Here is a 22,000-nt window from a genome sequence, read left to right as displayed (position 1 = left end):
GATAGGGGAAACATCGCATGGGTATCGAAGAGAAGCTCCCGAGTGGGTTCCTGCTCACCACCGTGGAACAGGCCGCCGGGCTGGCCCGTAAGTCCTCCGTCTTCCCGGCCACCTTCGGTCTGGCCTGCTGTGCCATCGAAATGATGACCACGGGTGCCGGGCGCTACGACCTCGCGCGCTTCGGCATGGAGGTCTTCCGCGGCTCGCCCCGCCAGGCCGACCTGATGATCGTCGCCGGGCGGGTCAGCCAGAAGATGGCCCCGGTGTTGCGCCAGGTTTACGACCAGATGCCGAACCCGAAGTGGGTCATCTCCATGGGCGTCTGCGCCTCCTCCGGAGGGATGTTCAACAACTACGCGATCGTGCAGGGCGTCGATCACATCGTCCCGGTCGACATCTATCTGCCCGGCTGTCCGCCGCGCCCCGAGATGCTCATGGACTCGATCCTCAAGCTGCACCAGAAGATCCGCGAGGAGAAGCTCGGCGTCAATCGCGAGCGTGCGGCCCGTGAGGCGGAGGAGGCGGCGCTCAAGGCGTTGCCGATGATCGAGATGAAGGGGCTTCTTCGGTGAGCGACGCACACGAGGCCACCGGGCCGCAGACGGCGACGAAGGCCGCACTTCTGCGCCTCGTGGGCGGAGAAGCGAACGGAGGGGAAAGGCGTTGACTGAGGCTAATGGGGTCAATCCCGGAGGCAACGGGGTCAACCCGGACAAGGACCTCAACGCTGAGAACCTCCCCGGCCGCCGCGGCGACCAGGGCGAGCCCGTCCGCGTCCAGCGCGGGATGTTCGGCGCCAACAACGGCGGCGACACCACCGGCTACGGCGGGCTGGTGCGCCCCGTGCGGCTGCCCGGCCAGGCCACCCGGCCGTACGGGGGCTGGTTCGACGAGGTCGCCGACGAACTCGAGGGAGCGCTCGAGGAGCAGTCGCTGCTCCCGGAGAACGCGATCGAGAAGACCGTCGTGGACCGCGGTGAGCTGACCTTCCACATCGCCCGCGAGCACCTCCCGCGGGTCGCCCGGACCCTGCGCGACGACCCGGCGCTCCGCTTCGAGCTGTGCACCGGTGTCAGCGGGGTGCACTTCCCCGGCGACAAGGGCCGCGAACTGCACGCCGTCTACCACCTGCGGTCGCTCACCCATGGCCGGGTGGTCCGGCTGGAGGTGAGCGCCCCCGACAGCGATCCGCACATCCCGTCGATCGTCGATGTCTATCCGACCAACGACTGGCATGAGCGCGAGACCTACGACTTCTTCGGCCTGATCTTCGACGGTCATCCCGCGCTGACGCGGATCATGATGCCCGACGACTGGCAGGGCTTCCCGCAACGCAAGGACTACCCGCTCGGCGGCATCCCCGTCGAGTACAAGGGCGCCCAGATCCCTGCTCCGGACCAGCGGAGGTCGTACAGCTAATGACTGCCCCCCATGCAACGCCCTCGGCCTCCGCGCGCGAGACCACCGAAGGCACCGTCTACACCGTCACCGGCGGCGACTGGGACGAGGTCGTGGCCGCCGCGGCGAAGGCCGACGACGAGCGGATCATCGTCAACATGGGTCCCCAGCACCCCTCGACCCATGGGGTGCTCCGGCTGATCCTGGAGATCGACGGCGAGACGGTCACCGAGGCCCGCTGCGGAATCGGTTATCTGCACACCGGGATCGAGAAGAACCTCGAATTCCGGAACTGGACGCAGGGCACCACCTTCGTGACGCGCATGGACTATCTGACGCCCTTCTACAACGAGGCGGCGTACTGCCTGGGCGTCGAGAAGCTGCTCGGCATCGAGGACCAGATCCCGGACCGGGCCACGGTGATCCGGGTGCTGCTGATGGAGCTCAACCGGCTCTCCTCGCATCTGGTGGCCATCGCCACCGGCGGTATGGAGCTCGGCGCGACCACCATCATGATCTACGGCTTCCGCGACCGCGAGCTGATCCTGGACATCTTCGAGCTGGTCACCGGCCTGCGGATGAACCACGCGTTCATCCGGCCCGGCGGGCTCGCCCAGGACCTGCCGCCGGGGGCGGTCGACCAGATCCGGGCCCTGCTGAAGACGATGCGCAAGAACCTTCCCGAGTACGACAAGCTCGCCACCGGGAACCCGATCTTCAAGGCCCGGCTCCAGGACGTGGGTTACCTCGACCTCGCCGGGTGCATGGCGCTCGGCGTGACCGGCCCGATACTGCGGGCCACCGGGCTGCCGCACGATCTGCGCAAGACCGATCCGTACTGCGGCTATGAGACCTATGACTTCGAGGTGCCGACCGCCGACACCTGCGATGCCTACGGCCGCTTCCTGATCCGGCTGGAGGAGATGCGCCAGTCGCTGCGGATCGTCGAGCAGTGCCTGGAGCGGCTGGAGCCGGGTCCGGTGATGGTCGCGGACAAGAAGATCGCCTGGCCCGCGCAGCTCGCGCTCGGCCCGGACGGCCTCGGCAACTCCCTGGACCACATCAAGAACATCATGGGCACCTCCATGGAGGCCCTGATCCACCACTTCAAGCTGGTGACCGAGGGATTCCGGGTGCCGCCCGGACAGACGTACGCGGCGATCGAGTCGCCCAAGGGGGAACTGGGCGCCCATATGGTCAGCGACGGCGGCACTCGCCCGTTCCGCGTCCACTTCCGCGACCCGTCCTTCACCAATCTTCAGGCCGTGGCGGCGATGTGCGAGGGCGGTCAGGTCGCCGATGTGATCGTGGCCGTCGCGTCCATCGACCCCGTGATGGGAGGAGTGGACCGGTGACAGACGTACAGCTTGGGATGCCGGAGTTGCCGGCCCCCGACTACCCCGCCGAGGTACGCGCCCGGCTCGAGGCGGACGCCCGGGAGGTGATCGCCCGCTACCCGGACAGCCGCAGCGCGCTGCTGCCGCTGCTGCATCTGGTGCAGTCCGAGGAGGGCCATGTCACCCGCACCGGCATGCGGTTCTGCGCCGAGGTGCTGGGGCTGACCACCGCCGAGGTCACCGCCGTCGCCACCTTCTACACGATGTACCGGCGCAAGCCCTCCGGCGACTACCAGGTGGGGGTGTGCACCAACACCCTGTGCGCGGTGATGGGCGGCGACGCGATCTTCGAGGAGCTCCAGAGCCACCTGGGCGTGGGCAACGGGGAGACCACCGAGGACGGCAAGGTCACCCTGGAGCACATCGAGTGCAACGCGGCCTGCGACTACGCACCCGTGGTGATGGTCAACTGGGAGTTCTTCGACAACCAGACCGTCGAGTCCGCCAAGGGGCTGGTCGACGATCTGCGGGCGGGCCGGACCGTCGAGCCGACCCGGGGCGCGCCGCTGTGCACCTACAAGGAGACCGCCCGGATCCTGGCCGGCTTCCCCGACGCCCGTCCGGGCGCCGTCGAGGCCGGTGGCTCCGCGGGCCCCGCCTCGCTGGTGGGGCTGCGGCTGGCCAAGGGGGAGGCCGCGCCGGGCCGGGTCGTCTCGCCGCGGTCCGCGGACGCCCCGCAGGACGAGGCGCCGCCGACGCATCCCAGCTCGCATGACGCGCCGCGGCGGACCTCCGCCTCCGATCCGCACCACCCCGCAGGTCCGGTCGCCGAGGAGGGGGAGTGATGACCGTGACAACCGAGATCAATGGGCACAGCCCCGAGAAGCTGCTGGCACCCGTGCTCTCCGCCTTCTGGGACCAGCCGAACTCCTGGGCCCTGCGCACCTATCTGCGGCACGAGGGCTACGAGGGCATGCGCAAGGCCCTCGCCATGGACCCCGACGCGGTGATCGCGCTGGTGAAGGACGCGGGTCTGCGCGGCCGCGGCGGCGCCGGCTTCCCCACCGGGATGAAGTGGCAGTTCATTCCGCAGGGCGACGGCAAGCCGCACTATCTCGTCGTCAACGCCGATGAGTCGGAACCGGGCACCTGCAAGGACATCCCCCTTCTCTACGCCAATCCGCACTCGCTCATCGAGGGCATGGTCATCGCCTGTCATGCCATCCGCTCCGAGCACGCCTTCATCTATCTGCGCGGCGAGACCGTCCCCGTGCTGCGGCGGCTGCACGAGGCCGTTCGCGAGGCGTACGAGGCGGGCTACCTCGGCACGGCGGAACGGCGGCGGGACAAGCTCGGGGTGGACGGACTTCCCGGTCTCGACATCACCGTGCACGCGGGCGCCGGCGCGTACATCTGTGGTGAGGAGACCGCGCTGCTGGACTCGTTGGAGGGACGCCGCGGCCAGCCCCGGCTGCGGCCCCCCTTCCCCGCGGTCGCCGGTCTGTACGCATGCCCCACTGTGGTGAACAACGTCGAATCCATCGCCTCGGTTCCCGCGATCCTCAACAAGGGCAAGGAATGGTTCCGTTCGATGGGCAGCGAGAAGTCCCCGGGCTTCACGCTCTACTCGCTGTCCGGCCATGTGGCCAACCCCGGGCAGTTCGAGGGCCCGCTCGGGATCACCCTGCGCCAACTGCTCGACATGAGCGGCGGGATGCGCCCCGGCCACCGGCTGAAGTTCTGGACCCCGGGCGGCTCGTCCACCCCGCTGCTCACCGAGGAGCACCTCGACGTCCCGCTGGACTACGAGGGCGTGGGCGCGGCCGGGTCGATGCTGGGCACCAAGGCGCTCCAGTGCTTCGACGAGACCACCTGCGTGGTGCGGGCGGTGACCCGCTGGACCGAGTTCTACGCGCATGAGTCCTGCGGCAAGTGCACACCCTGCCGCGAGGGCACGTACTGGCTGGTGCAGTTGCTGCGCGACCTGGAGGCCGGCAAGGGGCGCATGGACGACCTCGACAAGCTGGCCGACATCGCCGACAACATCAACGGCAAGTCCTTCTGTGCCCTCGGCGACGGCGCGGCCAGCCCCATCTTCTCCTCGCTGAAGTACTTCCGCGAGGAGTACGAGCAGCACATCACCGGCGGAGGCTGTCCGTTCGACCCGGCCAAGTCGACTGTCTGGGCCGACCAGCCGCGCTCCACTCACCTGGGGGTGAACGCATGACCGTGACCACCAACGCACCCTCGTCGGGCGGGGAGGCGGCGGTGCCGCGAGAGGATCTGGTCTCCGTCACCATCGACGGGATCGAGATCTCGGTCCCCAAGGGGACGCTGGTCATCCGTGCCGCCGAACTGCTCGGCATCGAGATCCCGCGGTTCTGCGACCATCCGCTCCTCGACCCGGCCGGCGCCTGCCGCCAGTGCATCGTCGAGGTGGAGGGCCAGCGCAAGCCGATGGCCTCCTGCACCATCACCTGCACGGACGGGATGGTCGTCAAGACGCAGCTCACCTCGCCGGTGGCCGAGAAGGCACAGCGCGGGGTGATGGAGCTGCTGCTGATCAACCACCCGCTGGACTGCCCGGTCTGCGACAAGGGCGGTGAATGCCCGCTCCAGAACCAGGCGATGAGCGCCGGGCAGGCCGACAGCCGCTTCGAGGGCCAGAAGCGCACCTTCGCCAAGCCGGTGCCGATCTCGGCCCAGGTGCTGCTGGACCGCGAGCGCTGTGTGCTGTGCGCGCGCTGCACCCGGTTCTCCAACCAGATCGCGGGCGACCCGATGATCGAGCTGCTGGAGCGGGGCGCGCTTCAGCAGGTGGGCACCGGTGAGGGCGACCCGTTCGAGTCGTACTTCTCCGGCAACACCATCCAGATCTGCCCGGTGGGCGCCCTGACCTCGGCGGCGTACCGCTTCCGCTCCCGCCCCTTCGACCTGGTCTCCTCGCCCAGCGTGTGCGAGCACTGCGCGGGCGGCTGCGCGACCCGCACCGACCACCGGCGCGGCAAGGTCATGCGGCGGCTGGCGGCGGACGACCCCGAGGTCAACGAGGAGTGGATCTGCGACAAGGGCCGCTTCGGCTTCCGCTACGCGCAGTTGCCCGAGCGGCTCACCACCCCGCTGGTGCGCGACCGCGAGACGGGGAAACTGGAGCCGGCGAGCTGGCCCGAGGCGCTGGAGGCGGCGGCCGAGGGGCTGGGGATGGCGCGCGGCCGCACCGGCGTGCTCACCGGTGGCCGGCTGACCGTCGAGGACGCGTACGCCTACGCGAAGTTCGCGCGGCTCGCCCTGGACACCAACGACATCGACTTCCGGGCCCGTACGCACAGCGATGAGGAGGCCGAGTTCCTGGCCACCCATATCGCGGGCCGGGGCCGTGACCTGGACGGCGGCGGGCTCACCTACACCACGCTGGAGAAGGCCCCGGCCGTGCTGCTGGTGGGCTTCGAGTCCGAGGAGGAGTCGCCCGGCGTCTTCCTGCGGCTGCGCAAGGCGCACCGCAAGCACGGACAGCGCACCTTCTCGCTGGCCAGCCACGCGACCCGGGGCCTTCAGAAGGCGGGCGGCCTGCTGCTGCCGGCCGCCCCCGGCACCGAGCCGGAGTGGCTGGACGCCATCGCGGGCCGCACCGGGCTGGACGAGAGCGGCGAGCGGGCCGCCGAGGCGCTGCGCGAAGAGGGCGCGGTGATCATCGTGGGCGAGCGGCTGGCGTCCGTGGCCGGCGGGCTGACCGCCGTCGTACGGGCCGCCGCCGCCACCGGGGCCACACTCGCCTGGATTCCGCGCCGGGCGGGGGAGCGGGGCGCGATCGAGGCGGGCGCCCTTCCCGGGCTGCTGCCCGGTGGCCGCCCGGCCCACGACCCGCGGGCCCGCGAGGAGGTCTCCGCGGTCTGGGGCAGCAGCGACCTGCCGCACCAGGTGGGCCGGGACACCGGCCAGATCATCGAGGCCGCGGCGGTCGGCGGGCTCGGCGCGCTGCTGGTCGCGGGCGTCGAGGTGGCCGATCTGCCCGATCCAGCGCGGGCGCTGGAGGCCCTGGACGCGGTGGACTTCGTGGTCAGCCTGGAGCAGCGGCCCTCGGAGGTCACCGAGCTGGCCGATGTGGTGCTGCCGGTCGCGGCGGTCGTCGAGAAGTCCGGCACCTTCCTCAACTGGGAGGGACGCGCCCGGCCGTTCGAGGCCGCGCTCAAACCCGACCAGATGACCCGCCGTCATACGCTGCCGGACGCCCGGGTGCTGCACATGCTGGCCGACGCGCTGGACGCGCCCCTGGGCCTGCCGGACGTCGAGGCCGTACGCGCCGAGATGACCCGGCTCGGCACCTGGCAGGGCCCGCGCGCCACCGCCTCGCTGGAGACGGGCGGTCCGCTGCCCCGGCCGGCCGAGGGCGAGGCGGTGCTCGCCGGCCATCGGCTGCTGCTCGACCAGGGCCGGCTCCAGGAGGGCGATCCGGCGCTGGCCGGGACCCGCCACGCGGCCGTGGCCCGGCTGTCGGCCGCCACGGCGGGCGAGGCGGGCGTCGAGGACGGCCAGATGCTGCGCGTCAGCGGCCCGGCCGGCTCGGTCCAACTGCCGCTGAGCATCACCCCGATGCCCGACCGGGTGGTCTGGCTGCCGCTGGCCTCGGTCGGCGGCGGTGTCCACCGCGATCTGGGCGCCCGCCCCGGTGATGTCGTCACGATCACTGCCCCCGCGACGGAGGTGACCCAGTGAGGTATCTCGCCGCAGAGGACCTGTCGATGTTCGGCACCGACCCGTGGTGGCTGGTGCTGATCAAGGCCGTCTTCTGCTTCGCGTTCCTGATGGTGACGGTGCTGATCTCCATCGTCATGGAGCGCAAGGTGGTCGGCTGGATGCAGTTGCGCATCGGGCCCAACCGGCACGGCCCCTGGGGCATGCTCCAGTCCCTCGCGGACGGCGTGAAGCTGATGCTCAAGGAGGACGTGGTCGTCAAGGGCGCGGACAAGGTGGTCTACGTCCTGGCGCCGGTCGTCGCGGCCATCCCCGCCTTCATGGCGGTCGCGGTGATGCCGTTCGGCCCGTCGGGCGGCGAGGTCTCGATCTTCGGCCATCGCACCGCGATGCAGCTCACCGATCTGCCGATCGCCGTCCTCTACATCCTCGCCACCGCCTCGGTCGGCATCTACGGCATCGTGCTCGCGGGCTGGTCCTCCGGATCGACGTATCCGCTCCTGGGCGGTCTGCGCTCCTGCGCCCAGATGATCAGCTACGAGATCGCGATGGGGCTCTCCTTCGCGGCGGTCTTCCTCTACTCCGGGTCGATGTCGACCTCGCAGATCGTCGAGGGGCAGCACGACCGCTGGTACGCGGTGCTGCTGCCGGTCTCGTTCCTCATCTACATCGTCTCGATGATCGGTGAGACCAACCGGGCGCCGTTCGACATGCCGGAGTCCGAGGGCGACCTGGTCGGCGGCTTCAACACCGAGTACTCCTCGATCAAGTTCGCGATGTTCATGCTCGCCGAGTACATCAACATGGTCACCGTCTCGATGGTCGCCGTCACCCTCTTCCTCGGCGGCTGGCGGGCGCCCTGGCCGATCAGCACCTTCTGGGAAGGCGCCAACCACGGCTGGTGGCCGATGCTGTGGTTCGTCGGCAAGGTCATCACCTCGCTGTTCGTCTTCATCTGGGTGCGCGGCACGCTTCCGCGGGTGCGCTACGACCAGTTCATGAAGCTGGGCTGGAAGGTGCTCATCCCGATCTCGATGGTCTGGCTGATGCTGGTCGCCACCGTCCGGGCGCTGCGCAACGAGAACTACGACTACCAGGACATCGTGCTGTACGTGGGCAGCGCGGTGATCGCGCTGCTGCTGCTGTCCTTCGTGGTCGACTTCTTCCGCGACCGTTCGGCGCCCGAGGCCGAGGCCGGAGCGGAACCGGGACCGGAGCCCGCCTTCGATCCGATGGCGGGAGGTTTCCCGGTGCCGCCGCTGCCCGGCCAGACCTTGCCGCCCGTCCCCCGCCGACGTCCGCGCACCGAGCGCGAGTTGATTGTCAGTGGTGGCCCCGACACTGTCAGTGACGGAAAGGAGGCCGACGGTGTCTGACTTCCAGAATCCGGTGGCCGGCTTCGGCGTGACCTTCAAGGCCATGTTCAAGAAGCGGCTCACCGAGCAGTACCCAGAGGAGAAGAAGCCCACCGCGCCCCGCTTCCACGGACGCCACCAGCTCAACCGGCATCCGGACGGGCTGGAGAAGTGCATCGGCTGCGAGCTGTGCGCCTGGGCCTGCCCCGCCGACGCGATCTATGTGGAGGGCGCGGACAACACCGACGAGGAGCGCTACTCCCCGGGTGAGCGCTACGGCCGCGTCTACCAGATCAACTATCTGCGCTGCATCCTGTGCGGCCTGTGCGTCGAGGCGTGCCCCACCCGGGCGCTGACCATGACCAATGAGTACGAGCTCGCCGACCGCAGCCGCACCTCGCTCATCTACACCAAGGAAGAGCTGCTCGCGGGCCTCGAGGACGGGATGGTCGACTCCCCGCACGCCATCTACCCCGGCACCGACGAGCAGGACTACTACCGGGGTCTGGTGACCGAGGCCGCGCCCGGCACCTCCCGGCAGGTCGCGGTCAGCAAGGGCGAGACCCCGTCCGGCCAGGCCGAGGGGAACTCCGGCCAGGCCGAGGAGAACGAGGAGCCGCAGGAGTCGCCGGAGCGGCAGCGGGGGGTGCAGGCATGAGCGGCACTCTGGCCGCCGCGGCCTCCACCACCTCCACGGGTGAGGCCCTCCAGTTCTGGGTGCTCGGCACCGTCGCCGTGATCGGCGCGCTGTGCACGATCCTGATGCACAAGGCCGTGCACAGCGCCCTGTGCCTGGCGGGCACCATGATCGTCCTGGCGGTCTTCTACCTCGCCAACGGGGCGTACTTCCTGGGTGTCGTCCAGATCGTCGTCTACACCGGCGCGATCATGATGCTCTTCCTCTTCGTGGTGATGCTGGTCGGTGTCACCGCGGCCGACTCCCTCAAGGAGACCCTCAAGGGGCAGCGCTGGCTCGCCGCCCTGTGCGGGCTCGGCTTCGGGATCCTGCTGTGCGCCGGGATCGGCAATGCCTCGCTGACGACGTGGAACGGCCTGGGCCAGGCCAACGCCGGCGGCAATGTGGAGGGCCTGGCGGCACTGATCTTCACCAAGTACGTCTTCGCCTTCGAGATCACCGGGGCGCTGCTGATCACCGCGGCGGTCGGCGCGATGGTGCTGACCCACCGCGAGCGCACCGAGCGGGCCCGCTCCCAGCGCGAGCAGTCCGAGGCGCGGGTGCGCACCGGGCGGAACGTGCCGCCGCTGCCCGCCCCCGGCGTGTACGCGCGGCACAACGCGGTGGACATCCCCGGTCTGCTGCCCGACGGCACCCCGTCCGAGCTGACCGTCAACGCGACGCTGCGCGGCCGCGGTCAGATCCGGGACGTCTCCACCGAGGCGCTGGCCGAGCTGGCGGCGCTGGAGCAGCGCTCGCAGCGCTGGCTGGGCCGTAAGGCCAGGGACACCGGCAAGAAGGCCGGGGGCGCCGCGGAGCCGGAGCACGGCGAGAACGGCGAGAACGGCCAGAACGGTGAGAACGCGGCCGGCGCGAACTCGAGGGGAGCCGCCAAGTGAATCCGGTCAACTACCTCTACCTGGCCGCCCTGTTGTTCACCATTGGTGCGGCCGGTGTCGTGATCAGGCGGAACGCGATCGTCCTCTTCATGTGCGTCGAGCTGATGCTGAACGCGTGCAACCTGGCGTTCGTCACCTTCTCCCGGCTGCACGGCAATCTCGACGGCCAGATCATCGCCTTCTTCACGATGGTCGTGGCCGCGGCGGAAGTCGTGGTCGGTCTCGCGATCATCGTGTCCGTCTTCCGCTCCCGCCACTCGGCCTCGGTCGACGACGCCAGCCTGATGAAGCTCTAGAAGGGGTCGCGTTCAAGTGGAGAACCTCATCGGATTGCTTGTCGCGGCGCCGCTTCTCGGCGCTGCCCTGCTGCTGTGCGGGGGGCGGCGGCTGGACGGCAAGGGCCACTACATCGGCACGGTGCTCGCCGCCGCCTCCTTCGTGATCGGCGCCGTGCTCTTCGCCGAGATGCTCGGCCGCGGCGAGCACGACCGGGCCCTGCACAGCAAGGTCTTTAGCTGGATCCCGGTGGGCGGCTTCCGGGCGGACGTCGCCTTCCAGCTCGACCAACTGTCCATGACCTTCGTTCTGCTGATCACCGGTGTGGGCACGCTGATCCACATCTATTCGATCGGCTATATGGAGCACGACGAGCGCCGCCGCCGCTTCTTCGGCTATCTCAATCTCTTCCTCGCGGCCATGCTGCTGCTCGTCCTCGCCGACAACTACCTGCTGCTGTACGTCGGCTGGGAGGGCGTCGGCCTCGCCTCGTATCTGCTGATCGGCTTCTGGCAGCACAAGCCCAGCGCGGCGACGGCGGCGAAGAAGGCGTTCATCGTCAACCGCGTCGGCGATGTGGGCCTGTCGATCGCGATCATGCTGATGTTCACGACCTTCGGGACCTTCACCTTCGCCCCGGTGCTGACCAACGTGGACCATGCGAGCGAGGGCAAGCTCACCGCGATCGGGCTGATGCTGCTGCTCGCCGCCTGCGGCAAGTCGGCCCAGGTGCCGCTCCAGTCCTGGCTCGGGGACGCGATGGAGGGCCCGACCCCGGTCTCGGCCCTCATCCACGCGGCGACGATGGTGACCGCGGGCGTGTATCTGATCACCCGCTCCGGCGCGATCTTCAACGCGGCGCCGGACGCACAGACCGCGGTGGTCACGGTCGGCGCGGTCACGCTCCTCTTCGGTGCGATCGTCGGTTGTGCCAAGGACGACATCAAGAAGGCCCTGGCAGGGTCCACCATGTCGCAGATCGGCTATATGATCCTGGCCGCCGGGCTCGGCCCGATCGGCTATGTCTTCGCGATCATGCACCTGGTGACCCACGGCTTCTTCAAGGCGGGGCTCTTCCTCGGCGCCGGTTCGGTCATGCACGCCATGAACGACGAGGTCGACATGCGCAAGTACGGCGGCCTGCGGAAGTACATGCCGGTCACCTTCGTCACCTTCGGGCTCGGCTATCTCGCGATCATCGGCTTCCCGGGGCTCTCCGGCTTCTGGTCCAAGGACAAGATCATCGAGGCGGCCTTCGCCAAGGGCGGCACCGAGGGCTGGATCCTCGGCGGCGCGGCCCTGCTGGGCGCGGCCATCACCGCGTACTACATGACGCGGGTGATGCTGCTGACCTTCTTCGGCGAGAAGCGCTGGGTGCCCGATGAGGCAGGCCAGGAGCCGCATCCGCACGAGTCGCCCTCGTCCATGACCATCCCCATGATGGTCCTGGCCGTGGGATCGGTCTTCGCGGGCGGGCTGTTCAGCCTCAACGACTCGTTCCTGAAGTGGCTGGAGCCGGTCACCGGCCACAGCCACGGCGACTCCCCGCTGAGCGCCGCGGCGGTCACCGGCGGGACGATGGTGGTGCTGCTGATCGGAGTGGCGCTCGCCTGGATGCAGTACGGACGCCGGCCGGTGCCGCGCACCGCCCCCCGCGGCTCCCTGCTCACCCGAGCCGCCCGGCGCGATCTGCTCCAGGACGACTTCAACCATGTCGCGCTCGTCAAACCCGGCCAGTACCTGACCCGCGGGCTGGTCTATGTCGACCACAAGCTGGTCGACGGAGTGGTCAACGGCACCGCGGCCGGAGTCGGCGGACTCTCCGGCCGGCTGCGGAAGCTCCAGAACGGCTACGCCCGAACGTACGCGGTCTCGATGTTCGGCGGTACGGCGGTGCTCATCGCCGCGACCCTGCTGATGAGGGCGGTCTGAGTCATGTCATTTCCCCTGCTGACGGCCACGGCCGTGGTGCCCGCGCTCGGCGCGGTCGTCACCGCCGCCGTGCCCGCCGCCCAGCGCGCCGCCGCCAAGTGGGTGGCGCTGGGCTTCTCCCTGCTCACGCTCGCCCTCGCCGCGGTCGTGCTGGTCCGCTTCGATCCCGGCGGCGCCCGCTTCCAGCTCACCGAATCCCATGCCTGGATCAAGGACTTCGGCGTCCGCTACGAACTGGGCGTGGACGGGATCGCGGTCGCGCTGATCGCGCTCACCGCGGTGCTCATCCCCTTCATCATCCTGGCGGGCTGGCATGACGCCGATCCGCTGGAAAGCGCCCGGCCCAACAGCCGCTGGCGGCCGACCCAGGGCTTCTTCGCCCTGATCCTGATGGTCGAGGCGATGGTGGTGATCTCCTTCGAGGCCACCGATGTCTTCCTCTTCTACATCTTCTTCGAGGCCATGCTGATCCCGATGTACTTCCTCATCGGGGGCTTCGGGGACCGGGCCGGGGGCCGCTCCGAGGAGGAGACGGCCACTCAGCGCTCGTACGCCGCGGTGAAGTTCCTGCTCTACAACCTGGCGGGCGGGCTGATCATGCTGGCCGCGGTGGTCGGGCTGTACGCGGTCACCGCCGATCAGCTCGGCACCGGCACCTTCTCGCTCCAGGAGATCGTCCAGGCGCGGGCGGGCGGCCATCTGGACATGGCATCCAGCACCGAGCGGCTGCTGTTCCTCGGCTTCTTCTTCGCCTTCGCGGTGAAGGCGCCGCTGTGGCCGCTGCACACCTGGCTGCCCAACGCGATGGGGGAGGCCACCGCCCCGGTCGCCGTGCTGATCACCGCGGTCGTCGACAAGGTCGGCACCTTCGCGATGCTCCGCTTCTGCCTCCAGCTCTTCCCGGAGGCCAGCAAGTGGGCCACCCCGGCGATCATGATCCTGGCGCTCATCAGCATCATCTACGGGGCGCTGCTGGCGATCGGCCAGCGGGACATCAAGCGGCTGATCGCCTACGCCTCGATCTCCCACTTCGGCTTCATCATCCTGGGCATCTTCGCGATGACCACCCAGGGCCAGGGCGGCGCCACGCTCTACATGGTCAACCACGGCGTCTCCACGGCCGCGCTGATGCTGGTGGCCGGGTTCCTGATCACCCGGCGCGGTTCACGGCTCATCGAGGACTACGGCGGTGTGCAGAAGGTCGCCCCGGTGCTCGCCGGCACCTTCCTGATCGGCGGCCTCGCCACCCTCTCGCTGCCCGGACTCGCGCCGTTCATCAGCGAATTCCTGGTCCTGGTCGGCACGTTCAGCCGCTACCCGGCCTTCGGCGTGATCGCGACCGTCGGAATAGTGCTGGCGGCGCTCTACGTCCTGATCCTCTACCAACGCACCATGACCGGTCCGGTGAAGGCCGAGGTGCGCTCCATGCCCGATCTGCGGGTGCGTGAGCTGGTCGTCGTGGCCCCGCTCATCGCGCTGCTGATCTTCCTCGGCGTCTATCCGAAGCCGCTGGCCGACATCGTCAACCCGGCGGTCGACCACACGATGTCCGTGGTGGACAAGAAGGATCCCAGGCCCGATCACCCCGTCACCGACGCGGGCTGGTTCAACTACAGCCCGAAGTCCGACGGTGCTTCCCACGACGGTGCTTCCGGAGGTGCCAAGTGACCCACGCGGCCACTGTCCACAGCCTGTGGACAACAGCGGCGGCGGCGCCCGACAAGATCCCGTCGCCCGATATCGAGTACGGCCAGTTGTCGCCCACGCTGATCGTGCTCGGCGCCGCGATCGTCGGCGTCCTGATCGAGGCGCTCCTGCCGCGCCGCCAGCGGTACGTCGCGCAGGTGTTCGTCTCCGTGGTCGCCCTGGCCGCGGCCTTCGCCGCCGTCATCGGTCTCGCCGCCGGGGACTACGGCACCAGCAAGGCCCATGTCGCGGCCATGGGCGCGATCGCGGTCGACGGCCCGGCGCTCTTCCTCCAGGGGACCATTCTCCTGGTGGCGCTGGTGGCGGTGTTCACCTTCGCCGAGCGGCGGCTGGATCCGCTGGTGCACGGCAACCGCGTCGACTCCTTCGCGGCCCAGGCCGCCGCCGTGCCCGGCGGCGACGCCGAAAAGGCCGCGGTCAAGGCGGGCTTCACCACCACCGAGGTCTTTCCGCTGGTCCTCTTCGCGGTCGGCGGCATGCTGGTCTTCCCGTCCGCCAACGATCTGCTGACGCTCTTCGTGGCACTGGAGGTCTTCTCCTTGCCGCTGTACGTGCTGTGCGCCCTCGCCCGGCGCCATCGCGCGCTGTCCCAGGAAGCCGCCGTCAAGTACTTCCTGCTGGGCGCCTTCTCCTCGGCGTTCCTGCTCTTCGGCATCGCCCTGCTGTACGGCTACGCGGGCACGGTCACCTACTCCGGGATCGCCGACGTCGTCGACGGCCAGGTCAGGAACGTCACCCCGGCGCTCGCCGGGACCATGGGCAATGACGCGCTGCTGCTGATCGGCGGGGCGATGGTGCTGATGGGGCTGCTGTTCAAGATCGGCGCCGTGCCGTTCCACATGTGGACCCCGGATGTCTACCAGGGCGCCCCCACCCCGGTGACCGGCTTCATGGCGGCGGCCACCAAGGTCGCTGCCTTCGGCGCGCTGCTGCGGCTGCTGTACGTCGTACTGCCGGGGCTGCGCTGGGACTGGCGCCCGGTGATGTGGGGCGTCGCCATCGTCACCATGCTGGGCGGTGCGATCGTGGCCGTCACCCAGACCGATGTGAAGCGGCTGCTGGCGTACTCGTCGATCGCCCACGCCGGGTTCATCCTGGCCGGTGTCATCGCCACCACCCCCGACGGCATCTCCTCCGTCCTCTTCTACCTCGCCGCGTACTCCTTCGTGACCCTCGGCGCCTTCGCGGTGGTCACCCTGGTGCGCGACGCGGGCGGCGAGGCCACCCACCTGTCCAAGTGGGCCGGACTCGGCCGCCGTTCGCCCCTGGTGGCCGCCGTCTTCGCGGTCTTCCTGCTGGCCTTCGCCGGTATCCCGCTGACCAGCGGCTTCGCCGGGAAGTTCGCGGTCTTCAAGGCGGCGGCCGACGGTGGGGCGGGCGCGCTGGTAGTGATCGGTGTGATCTCCTCGGCGATCGCCGCGTTCTTCTACATCCGGGTGATCGTGCTGATGTTCTTCAGCGAGCCGCGCACGGACGGCCCGTCCGTGGCCGTGCCCAGCCCGCTCACCTCGTCGGCCATCGCGATCGGCGTGGCAGTCACGCTGGTCCTGGGCGTCGCCCCGCAGTACTTCCTGGACCTCGCAAGCCAGGCGGGCGTCTTCGTCCGCTAGCCCTCGCCCATCCCGCCCCCCGGCCGGGCACGGACACCACGACGGTGCCGTGCCCGGCCGGAGCGTTTCCAGCGCCTCCGGCGTTTGAGGAGCGGGGTCCGGGGCGGAGCAATTCCAGCCCCTCCGGCGATTGAGGAGCGGGGTTCGGGGCGGAGCCCCGGTGGGGGCTGGGGGCGCAGCCCCCGGTTCGGGAAGGGGCGGGGTGGGGTGGGGTGGGGGAAGGCTAGGCCCTTGCCGCGTAGGCCCGTACGTCCGCGTCCGGGTCGGACCGAACCGAGGACAGCGCCTCCCGCGCCCCCACCTCCCGCTCCGCCAGGGGCAGCAACGCCAGCACCGCCGCCTTCCGCACATCGGCATGCGGGTCGGCCAGGGCGCGCGCCAGCGCCGGGACGCCGAGCTCCGGCGCGGCAGCGGACAGCGCCGTAGCCGCCCCCTTGCGCACCTGCCAGGCGGCGTCGCCGAGCGCCGCCACCACCTCCGCGTCCAGCGGCGCGGGACACCCCGCGGAGGCCAGGGCCTCCAGGGCGGCGGCCCGTACGAGGACGTCCGGGTCCCGCAGCAGCGGCGTGAGCAGCCGCCGGGCGGCGGACGCCCGGCCGCCGCCGGGGGCCAGGGTGCCCAGCGCCCCCGCCGTCGCCACCCGCACCTCTCGCGCCGCGTCCGCGGCCCCCGGTTCCAGCGCGGTGAGCGCGTCCACCGACACCAGCCCCCGTACGGCCTGGATACGGACCCCGATGGCCGCGTCCGTCAGCGCCCGGGCGAACAGTTCCGCGTCGCCGAGGCCCAGCGCCCGCAGGACGTCCAGCGCCGCCGCCCGTACCACCGGATCGGCCACGGCCAGACCCTGGACCAGGGGGGCACGCAGAGCCGCTTCCGGAGGCAGCACCTCGACCAGCTCCCGCAGCGAGGCCGCCGCATCGGCGCGTACGCCGCCGTCCGTGTCGGCCAGGGCCGCCGCGAGGGCCGGGCCGGTGCCCGGCGGTGCGGTCTCGGTGAGGGTGGCGACGGCGGCCCGGCGCACCGCGGGGTCGGGGTCGGCCAGATAGGGCCGGAGAGCGGGGAGTTCCGGCTGCTCCTCGGCGAGGGCGAGCAGTTCGAGGATGCGCGGGGAGGCGGCGGTGAGGGCCTTACGGACGTCGGGGGCGCCCGTGCCCTCCTTAAGGTCGTCATCCAGCCGTCCCGCCGGCGCCCCCGCCCGCGGAGCGCTCTCACGCGGCCCCGCCGTAGCCACCTGCTCCGGCCACACCTCGCCCAGCGGCCGGGACGGCCCGCCCGTCGGCACGTACTCCGCCACCGGGACGAGATACGGCGCGACCGGACGCGCCGTGAACTCCATCGCCCCCGAAGCCGACTTGCGCAGATCCAGATGGTGCAGCCAGCCCTCGTCGTCGCGCAGCGGATGGTCCGTGCGCTCGTGATAGAGCCCCCACCGGCTCTCCGTCCTGGCCAGCGAGGAGCGTGCGGCCATCTCCGCGCAGTCGCGGATGAAGGTCACCTCGGCGCAGCGCATCAGCTCATGGGGCGTAGCGGCGCCCATCGTGGCGAGGTCCCCGCGCATCCGCTCGAACGCCTCGATGGCGAGCGAGAGCCGGGCGCCGCTCTTGGGCGGGGCCACATAGTCGTTGACCAGGCGCCGGAGCTTGTACTCGACCTGCGGCTGCGGCGGCCCCTCGGGGTTCCGCAGCGGGGCGTAGATCAGCTCATGCGCGTCGGCGAGCTGATCCGGGGGCAGTTCGCCCTGATACGCCTGGTGCGCCTGGTACCGGGCGGCGTCCGCGCCCGCCAGGTCGCCGAAGACAAAGGCGCCGATCATGTAGTTGTGCGGTACGCAGGCCAGGTCACCGGCCGCGTACAGCCCCGGGACGGTGGTCCGGGCGTGGGCGTCGACCCGTACCCCCGAGGCCGAGTGGCCGCCGCACAGCCCGATCTCGGAGATGTGCATCTCCACGTCATGGGTGCGGTAGTCATGGCCGCGCCCCGCGTGGAAGGTGGCGCGGGTGGGGCGTTCGGTGGAGTGCAGGATGGACTCCAGCGCGGCCACCGACTCCTCCGGAAGATGGCTGAGCTTGAGGTAGACCGGGCCGCGTTCGCTCGCCACCTCGGCCGCGAACTCCGACATCATCTGCCCCGACCAGTAGTCGGAGTCGACGAACCGCTCACCGTGCCGGTTGACCTGGTAGCCGCCGAAGGGATTGGCGACATAGGCACAGGCCGGGCCGTTGTAGTCCTTGATCAGCGGATTGATCTGGAAGCATTCGATCCCGGTCAGCTCGGCCCCGGCGTGATACGCCATGGCGTAGCCGTCGCCCGCGTTGGTGGGGTTCTCGTACGTCCCGTACAGATAGCCGCTCGCGGGCAGGCCGAGCCGGCCGCAGGCGCCGGTGGCCAGGATCACCGCACCGGCGCGCACGGTCACGAAGTGGCCGGTACGGGTGTGGAATCCGGCGGCGCCGACGGCCCGGCCGCCGGCGGTCAGGACCCGGACCGGCATCACCCGGTTCTCGATGCGGATCCGCTCGCGCATCTCACGCCGCCGCAACTGCCGGTACAGGACCTTCTTGACGTCCTTGCCCTCGGGCATCGGCAGGACGTACGAGCCGGAGCGGTGCACCTGGCGGACCGCGTACTGGCCGTGCTCGTCCTTCTCGAACTTCACGCCGTACCGCTCCAGCCGCTGGACCATGGCGAAGCCGCGGGTCGCGGTCTGGCGGACGGTGGACTGGTCGACGATGCCGTCGTTGGCGCGGGTGATCTCGGCGACGTAGTCATCGGGTTCGGCCCGGCCGGGGATGACCGCGTTGTTGACGCCGTCCATGCCCATGGCGAGCGCGCCCGAGTGGCGGACATGCGCCTTTTCCAGGAGGAGGACGGAGGAACCGTGCTCGGCGGCGGTGAGCGCCGCCATGGTGCCGGCCGTGCCGCCGCCGATGACGAGGACGTCGCAGGACAGCTCCTCGGCCGCGCCGAGGGCGGGGATCTCCATGGGCGCGGAGGGCGTCATGTGCTCCCCGCGCTCCCTGTCTTCCCTGTGCTCCCTTGTGTTCACGGAGTCGGGCCTTTCACATACCGAGGGATTCGAGGACCTGACGGCGCAGCGTGACGGTCGCCGCCGCGTCATGGGCGGCGCGCTCGCGCGGATGCGGTACGTCCAGCACCCGGCCGCCGCCCTCCGCGCCGCCCAGCAGCGCCACCCGGTCGCCGAGGAACAGCGCCTCGTCCACGTCGTGGGTGACGAAGACGACGGTGGCGCGGGTGCCCGCCAGCACCTCGACCAGCAGCCGCTGCATCCCGGCGCGGGTCTGTGCGTCGAGGGCGCCGAACGGCTCGTCCATGAGGACGGCGCGTGGCGTGCCGACGAGCGCCCGGGCGAGCTGGGCCCGCTGCCGCTGGCCGCCCGAGACCCGGTGCGGAAGCCGCCCGGTGTGCTCGGCGAGCCCGACGCGCTCCAGCCAGGCCGCGGCCCGTTCGCGCCGCGCCGTGCGCGATACGCCCCTTATGGCGAGCGGGAGTTCGACATTGGCGCGCAGGGTGCGCCAGGGCAGCAGCGCGTCCTCCTGGAAGATCAGCGCCCGGTCGGCGTCCGGCCGGGTGATCGGCGTGCCGTCCTGGGTGACTCGCCCGCCGAGCGCCGGCAGCAGCCCGGCGAGCGTGCGCAGCAGGGTGGATTTGCCGCATCCGGACGGGCCGACGACCGTAAGGATGTCACCGGGCGCGACCTCCAGATCGAGACCGTGGAGGACGGGCGCGCCCGGGCGGCCGAGGACGGTGTCCTCCAGGCGCAGCCGTACGCCCGGCGGGGCGGCTTCGGCGGTCGGCGGGGCCGGGGTGGTGGTGACGTCGGATGTGCTCACGGGGTGGCCGCCTCCTTGCGCGAGGGCGCCGGCCGGCCGGTGGCCTCCGTACGGGGCAGCCAACGGGTCAGCCGCCGTCCGGCCAGCTCGACCGCCGTGGAGGTGAGCCAGCCGAGCACGCCGATGGTGGTCATGCCGACGAAGACGCCCGGGTAGTCGACGATCGTGTAGTCCTGCCAGGTGCGGTAGCCGACCCCGTAGGCGCCGGAGATCATCTCGGCGGAGATCACACAGATCCATGAGACGCCGATGCCGACGGAGAGCCCGCCGAGGATCCCGGGCAGCGCCCCCGGCAGGACGACCGAGACCAGGACGCGCCCGCGCCCGCCGCCCATGGTCAGCACCGCCTCCTCCCAGACGGGGGTCAGCGCGCGCACCGCGTGCCGGGTGCTCACCATGACCGGGAAGAAGGCGGCGGTGAAGGTGATGAAGACGATGCCCTGCTCATTGCTGGGGAACAGCAGGATCGCCACCGGCACCAGCGCGATGGCCGGGATCGGACGGCACACCTCGAGGACGGGGCCGAGCAGATCGGAGACCAGAGGGGAGCGGGCGATGGCGGTGCCGACCGCCACGCCGAGGACGGCGGCGAGGGCGAAACCGGTGAGGATGCGGGTGAGGGAGTCGGTGAGGTCCTGCCAGTAGGCGCCGGTGCCGAGGCGGTCGGCGAACTCCCGGACCACATCGGTGGCGGAGGGGAACTGCGCGAAACGCAGCCACAGATCGATGTCGAGGGTGGTGAGCACCTGCCACAGGCCGAGGGCGGCCAGCAGCGAACCGGTGCGCAGGGCGTAGCGGACCCAGGGACGGCGCCGCAGCGGCCTGCGCGCGGCGGCGGTCCCGGCTCCGGGGGCACCGGGTGCTCCCGGGGCCGGGCGGGTCCTTACGGGCGAGGCGGGCGCGCTCATCGGGCCGCCGCCAGTGCCGCGGTGTAGCTGATGGTGCGGGCGCCGGGGTGGGCGGCGACCCAGGTGTGGGCGTTGTCCGGGGTGACGAAGGCTCGCAGATCGCGGCCGTCGCGGACCCAGATCGCCCGGTCCGCGAACCACCGGGTGCCGGTGGTCGCGTCGGGCACATAGGCGGCCCGGACGCGGTCGCGGTGGCTTGCGGCGAAGCGCAGCAGTTCGGCGGGGGTCGCGAAGGTGCGGAGCCGGTCCTCGCCCTTGAGCCAGAGCTGGTTCGGCGAGGCGGGCGGGGTGGCGCGCAGCGCCTTCGCATAGGCGTCGGCGCTTCCGTACGCCCGTTTGAGATAGCGGTCGTCGACAAAGGACGGCACATCGACCGGGCCCACCAGTTTGGCGGCGCGCAGCACCGGGACGTCCTTCTCGAGCGCGGCGGTCAGCCGTGGCTTGAGGGTGGGGTCGAAGGTCGCGATGCCCCCGGTGCCGTTGTAGAGATAGACCACTTCGGGCGGCAGCCCGGTCGCGGTGGCGACCTTACGGGTGGCGTCGAGCGGATGGGCGCGCAGATAGCGGGTGGCGTCGATCTGGGCGGCGAGGAACGCCTGGACGACGGCCGGGCGCTGCTCGGCGAACGCCTTGCGGGTGGTGACCCCGTGGAAGGTGGGGAGGTTCAGCCGGGCGCCGTCGTACAGCGCCCTGGCCTTGCCCTGGAAGGCGAGCAGCCCCGGCCAGGCCACGAACTGCGAGAGGGCGTCCGCGCTGCCCGCTTCGAGGGCCGAGGCCCCCACCGCGGGCTGCTGGTTGAGCTTGTGGATACCGCCCTCGGGGTCGATGCCCGCCTGCTGGAGAGCCCGTACGAGCGTGCCGTCCGCGGCGGAGCCGACGCTGGTGGAGACGTTCTTGCCACGCAGCCCGGACAGGGCGCGCAGCTTGGAGCCGGGTGCGGTGAGGACCGTATTGAGGCCGCCGCGCAGGTTGTAGCCGGTGACCGAGACGAGGCGGGTCGGCGCGTTGAGCTGGGTGCCGCGCCCGGAGTTGATCAGGAGCGGGAAGTCGCCCATCGAGCCGATGTCGACCTTGCCGGCGATCATCTGGGCGGTGATGGGCGCTCCGGTGGCGTAGTCCTCCCACTTCACCTTGTACGTATGGCCGTCGCGGCGGCCCAGGGCGCGCAGCTCGCGTTCGAAGGAGCCGAGCGAGCGCAGCAGGGTGCCCGCGGTCACGGTGTTGATGGTCTTGGACTGGTAGCCGATGGTGACGGTCACGGTCTTGCCGCCCGCTTCCGCGTTCCCGCCGCAGCCCGTGAGGGACAGCAGCAGGGCGCCGGCGGCGAGGGCCGACGGGAGGGTCGTGCGTTGCATCGAG

17 protein-coding genes are annotated in these 22,000 nt (G+C 70.7%); 13 read left to right on the top strand and 4 right to left on the bottom strand.

Annotated elements, in window-relative coordinates:
- Positions 1–17: 17 nt before the first annotated feature.
- From ACK1X7_RS23505 to nuoN, 13 genes are all read left to right on the top strand, one after another.
- Positions 18–572, top strand: a complete 555-nt coding sequence (locus ACK1X7_RS23505) for a NuoB/complex I 20 kDa subunit family protein (RefSeq protein ID WP_093463764.1) — start codon at positions 18–20, stop codon at positions 570–572.
- 91 nt (positions 573–663) lie between these two features.
- Complete coding sequence (locus ACK1X7_RS23500; protein ID WP_361494554.1) at positions 664–1,419, top strand: NADH-quinone oxidoreductase subunit C; 756 nt, start codon at positions 664–666, stop codon at positions 1,417–1,419.
- Entirely contained in the window at positions 1,419–2,753 is a 1,335-nt protein-coding gene (locus ACK1X7_RS23495) for an NADH-quinone oxidoreductase subunit D (protein ID WP_216342299.1), read from the top strand. Before ACK1X7_RS23500 ends, ACK1X7_RS23495 begins: the two co-directional genes overlap by 1 nt.
- 17 nt (positions 2,754–2,770) lie before the next feature.
- Positions 2,771–3,580: an NADH-quinone oxidoreductase subunit NuoE gene (gene nuoE, locus ACK1X7_RS23490; RefSeq protein ID WP_385141543.1), complete on the top strand. Its 810-nt coding sequence runs from the start codon at positions 2,771–2,773 to the stop codon at positions 3,578–3,580.
- Entirely contained in the window at positions 3,580–4,962 is a 1,383-nt protein-coding gene (gene nuoF / locus ACK1X7_RS23485; RefSeq protein ID WP_216342297.1) for an NADH-quinone oxidoreductase subunit NuoF, read from the top strand. The genes nuoE and nuoF overlap by 1 nt, the downstream gene beginning before the upstream one ends.
- Positions 4,959–7,448, top strand: a complete 2,490-nt coding sequence (locus tag ACK1X7_RS23480; protein WP_390794405.1) for an NADH-quinone oxidoreductase subunit G — start codon at positions 4,959–4,961, stop codon at positions 7,446–7,448. Before nuoF ends, ACK1X7_RS23480 begins: the two co-directional genes overlap by 4 nt.
- Before the next feature lie 26 nt (positions 7,449–7,474).
- Positions 7,475–8,803, top strand: a complete 1,329-nt coding sequence (nuoH, locus tag ACK1X7_RS23475; RefSeq protein ID WP_385141545.1) for an NADH-quinone oxidoreductase subunit NuoH — start codon at positions 7,475–7,477, stop codon at positions 8,801–8,803.
- Positions 8,796–9,440: an NADH-quinone oxidoreductase subunit NuoI gene (gene nuoI, locus ACK1X7_RS23470; RefSeq protein ID WP_413115601.1), complete on the top strand. Its 645-nt coding sequence runs from the start codon at positions 8,796–8,798 to the stop codon at positions 9,438–9,440. The genes nuoH and nuoI overlap by 8 nt, the downstream gene beginning before the upstream one ends.
- Entirely contained in the window at positions 9,437–10,357 is a 921-nt protein-coding gene (locus ACK1X7_RS23465; protein WP_385141522.1) for an NADH-quinone oxidoreductase subunit J, read from the top strand. Before nuoI ends, ACK1X7_RS23465 begins: the two co-directional genes overlap by 4 nt.
- The gene (gene nuoK, locus ACK1X7_RS23460) at positions 10,354–10,653 is read left to right on the top strand and encodes an NADH-quinone oxidoreductase subunit NuoK (RefSeq protein WP_014054072.1); all 300 of its coding nucleotides are present in this window, start codon (positions 10,354–10,356) and stop codon (positions 10,651–10,653) included. The genes ACK1X7_RS23465 and nuoK overlap by 4 nt, the downstream gene beginning before the upstream one ends.
- A 16-nt stretch (positions 10,654–10,669) precedes the next feature.
- On the top strand, positions 10,670–12,565 hold the full coding sequence (nuoL, locus tag ACK1X7_RS23455) for an NADH-quinone oxidoreductase subunit L (RefSeq protein WP_382954168.1): 1,896 nt from the start codon (positions 10,670–10,672) through the stop codon (positions 12,563–12,565).
- A 3-nt stretch (positions 12,566–12,568) separates the two neighbouring features.
- Positions 12,569–14,233 (top strand): NADH-quinone oxidoreductase subunit M, encoded by a 1,665-nt coding sequence (locus ACK1X7_RS23450; protein ID WP_385141525.1) that lies wholly within the window; start codon positions 12,569–12,571, stop codon positions 14,231–14,233.
- Positions 14,230–15,882 carry an NADH-quinone oxidoreductase subunit NuoN gene (nuoN, locus tag ACK1X7_RS23445; protein WP_390794409.1) on the top strand — a complete coding sequence of 551 codons (1,653 nt, stop codon included), beginning with the start codon at positions 14,230–14,232 and terminating at the stop codon, positions 15,880–15,882. Before ACK1X7_RS23450 ends, nuoN begins: the two co-directional genes overlap by 4 nt.
- 223 nt (positions 15,883–16,105) lie before the next feature.
- On the opposite strand, the gene ACK1X7_RS23440 is transcribed toward nuoN, so the two are convergent.
- The 4 genes from ACK1X7_RS23440 to ACK1X7_RS23425 are packed head-to-tail and all read right to left on the bottom strand — an operon-like array spanning position 16,106 to position 21,996.
- The gene (locus ACK1X7_RS23440; RefSeq protein ID WP_385147511.1) at positions 16,106–18,883 is read right to left on the bottom strand and encodes a fumarate reductase/succinate dehydrogenase flavoprotein subunit; all 2,778 of its coding nucleotides are present in this window, start codon (positions 18,881–18,883) and stop codon (positions 16,106–16,108) included.
- A gap of 58 nt (positions 18,884–18,941) precedes the next feature.
- Positions 18,942–19,733, bottom strand: coding sequence for an ABC transporter ATP-binding protein (locus tag ACK1X7_RS23435; RefSeq protein WP_390794410.1), 792 nt, complete (start codon positions 19,731–19,733; stop codon positions 18,942–18,944).
- Positions 19,730–20,641, bottom strand: coding sequence for an ABC transporter permease (locus ACK1X7_RS23430; RefSeq protein WP_390794411.1), 912 nt, complete (start codon positions 20,639–20,641; stop codon positions 19,730–19,732). Before ACK1X7_RS23430 ends, ACK1X7_RS23435 begins: the two co-directional genes overlap by 4 nt.
- The gene (locus ACK1X7_RS23425) at positions 20,638–21,996 is read right to left on the bottom strand and encodes an ABC transporter substrate-binding protein (RefSeq protein ID WP_413115600.1); all 1,359 of its coding nucleotides are present in this window, start codon (positions 21,994–21,996) and stop codon (positions 20,638–20,640) included. Before ACK1X7_RS23425 ends, ACK1X7_RS23430 begins: the two co-directional genes overlap by 4 nt.
- Between the last annotated feature and the right edge of the window lie 4 nt (positions 21,997–22,000).

It is taken from the genome of Streptomyces sp. CY-1, assembly GCF_047218265.1.
Classification (GTDB): Bacteria; Actinomycetota; Actinomycetes; order Streptomycetales; family Streptomycetaceae; genus Streptomyces; species Streptomyces niphimycinicus.
The sequence above is the reverse complement of the archived record's forward strand: the minus strand, read 5'-3'. Positions and strand labels throughout refer to the sequence as shown.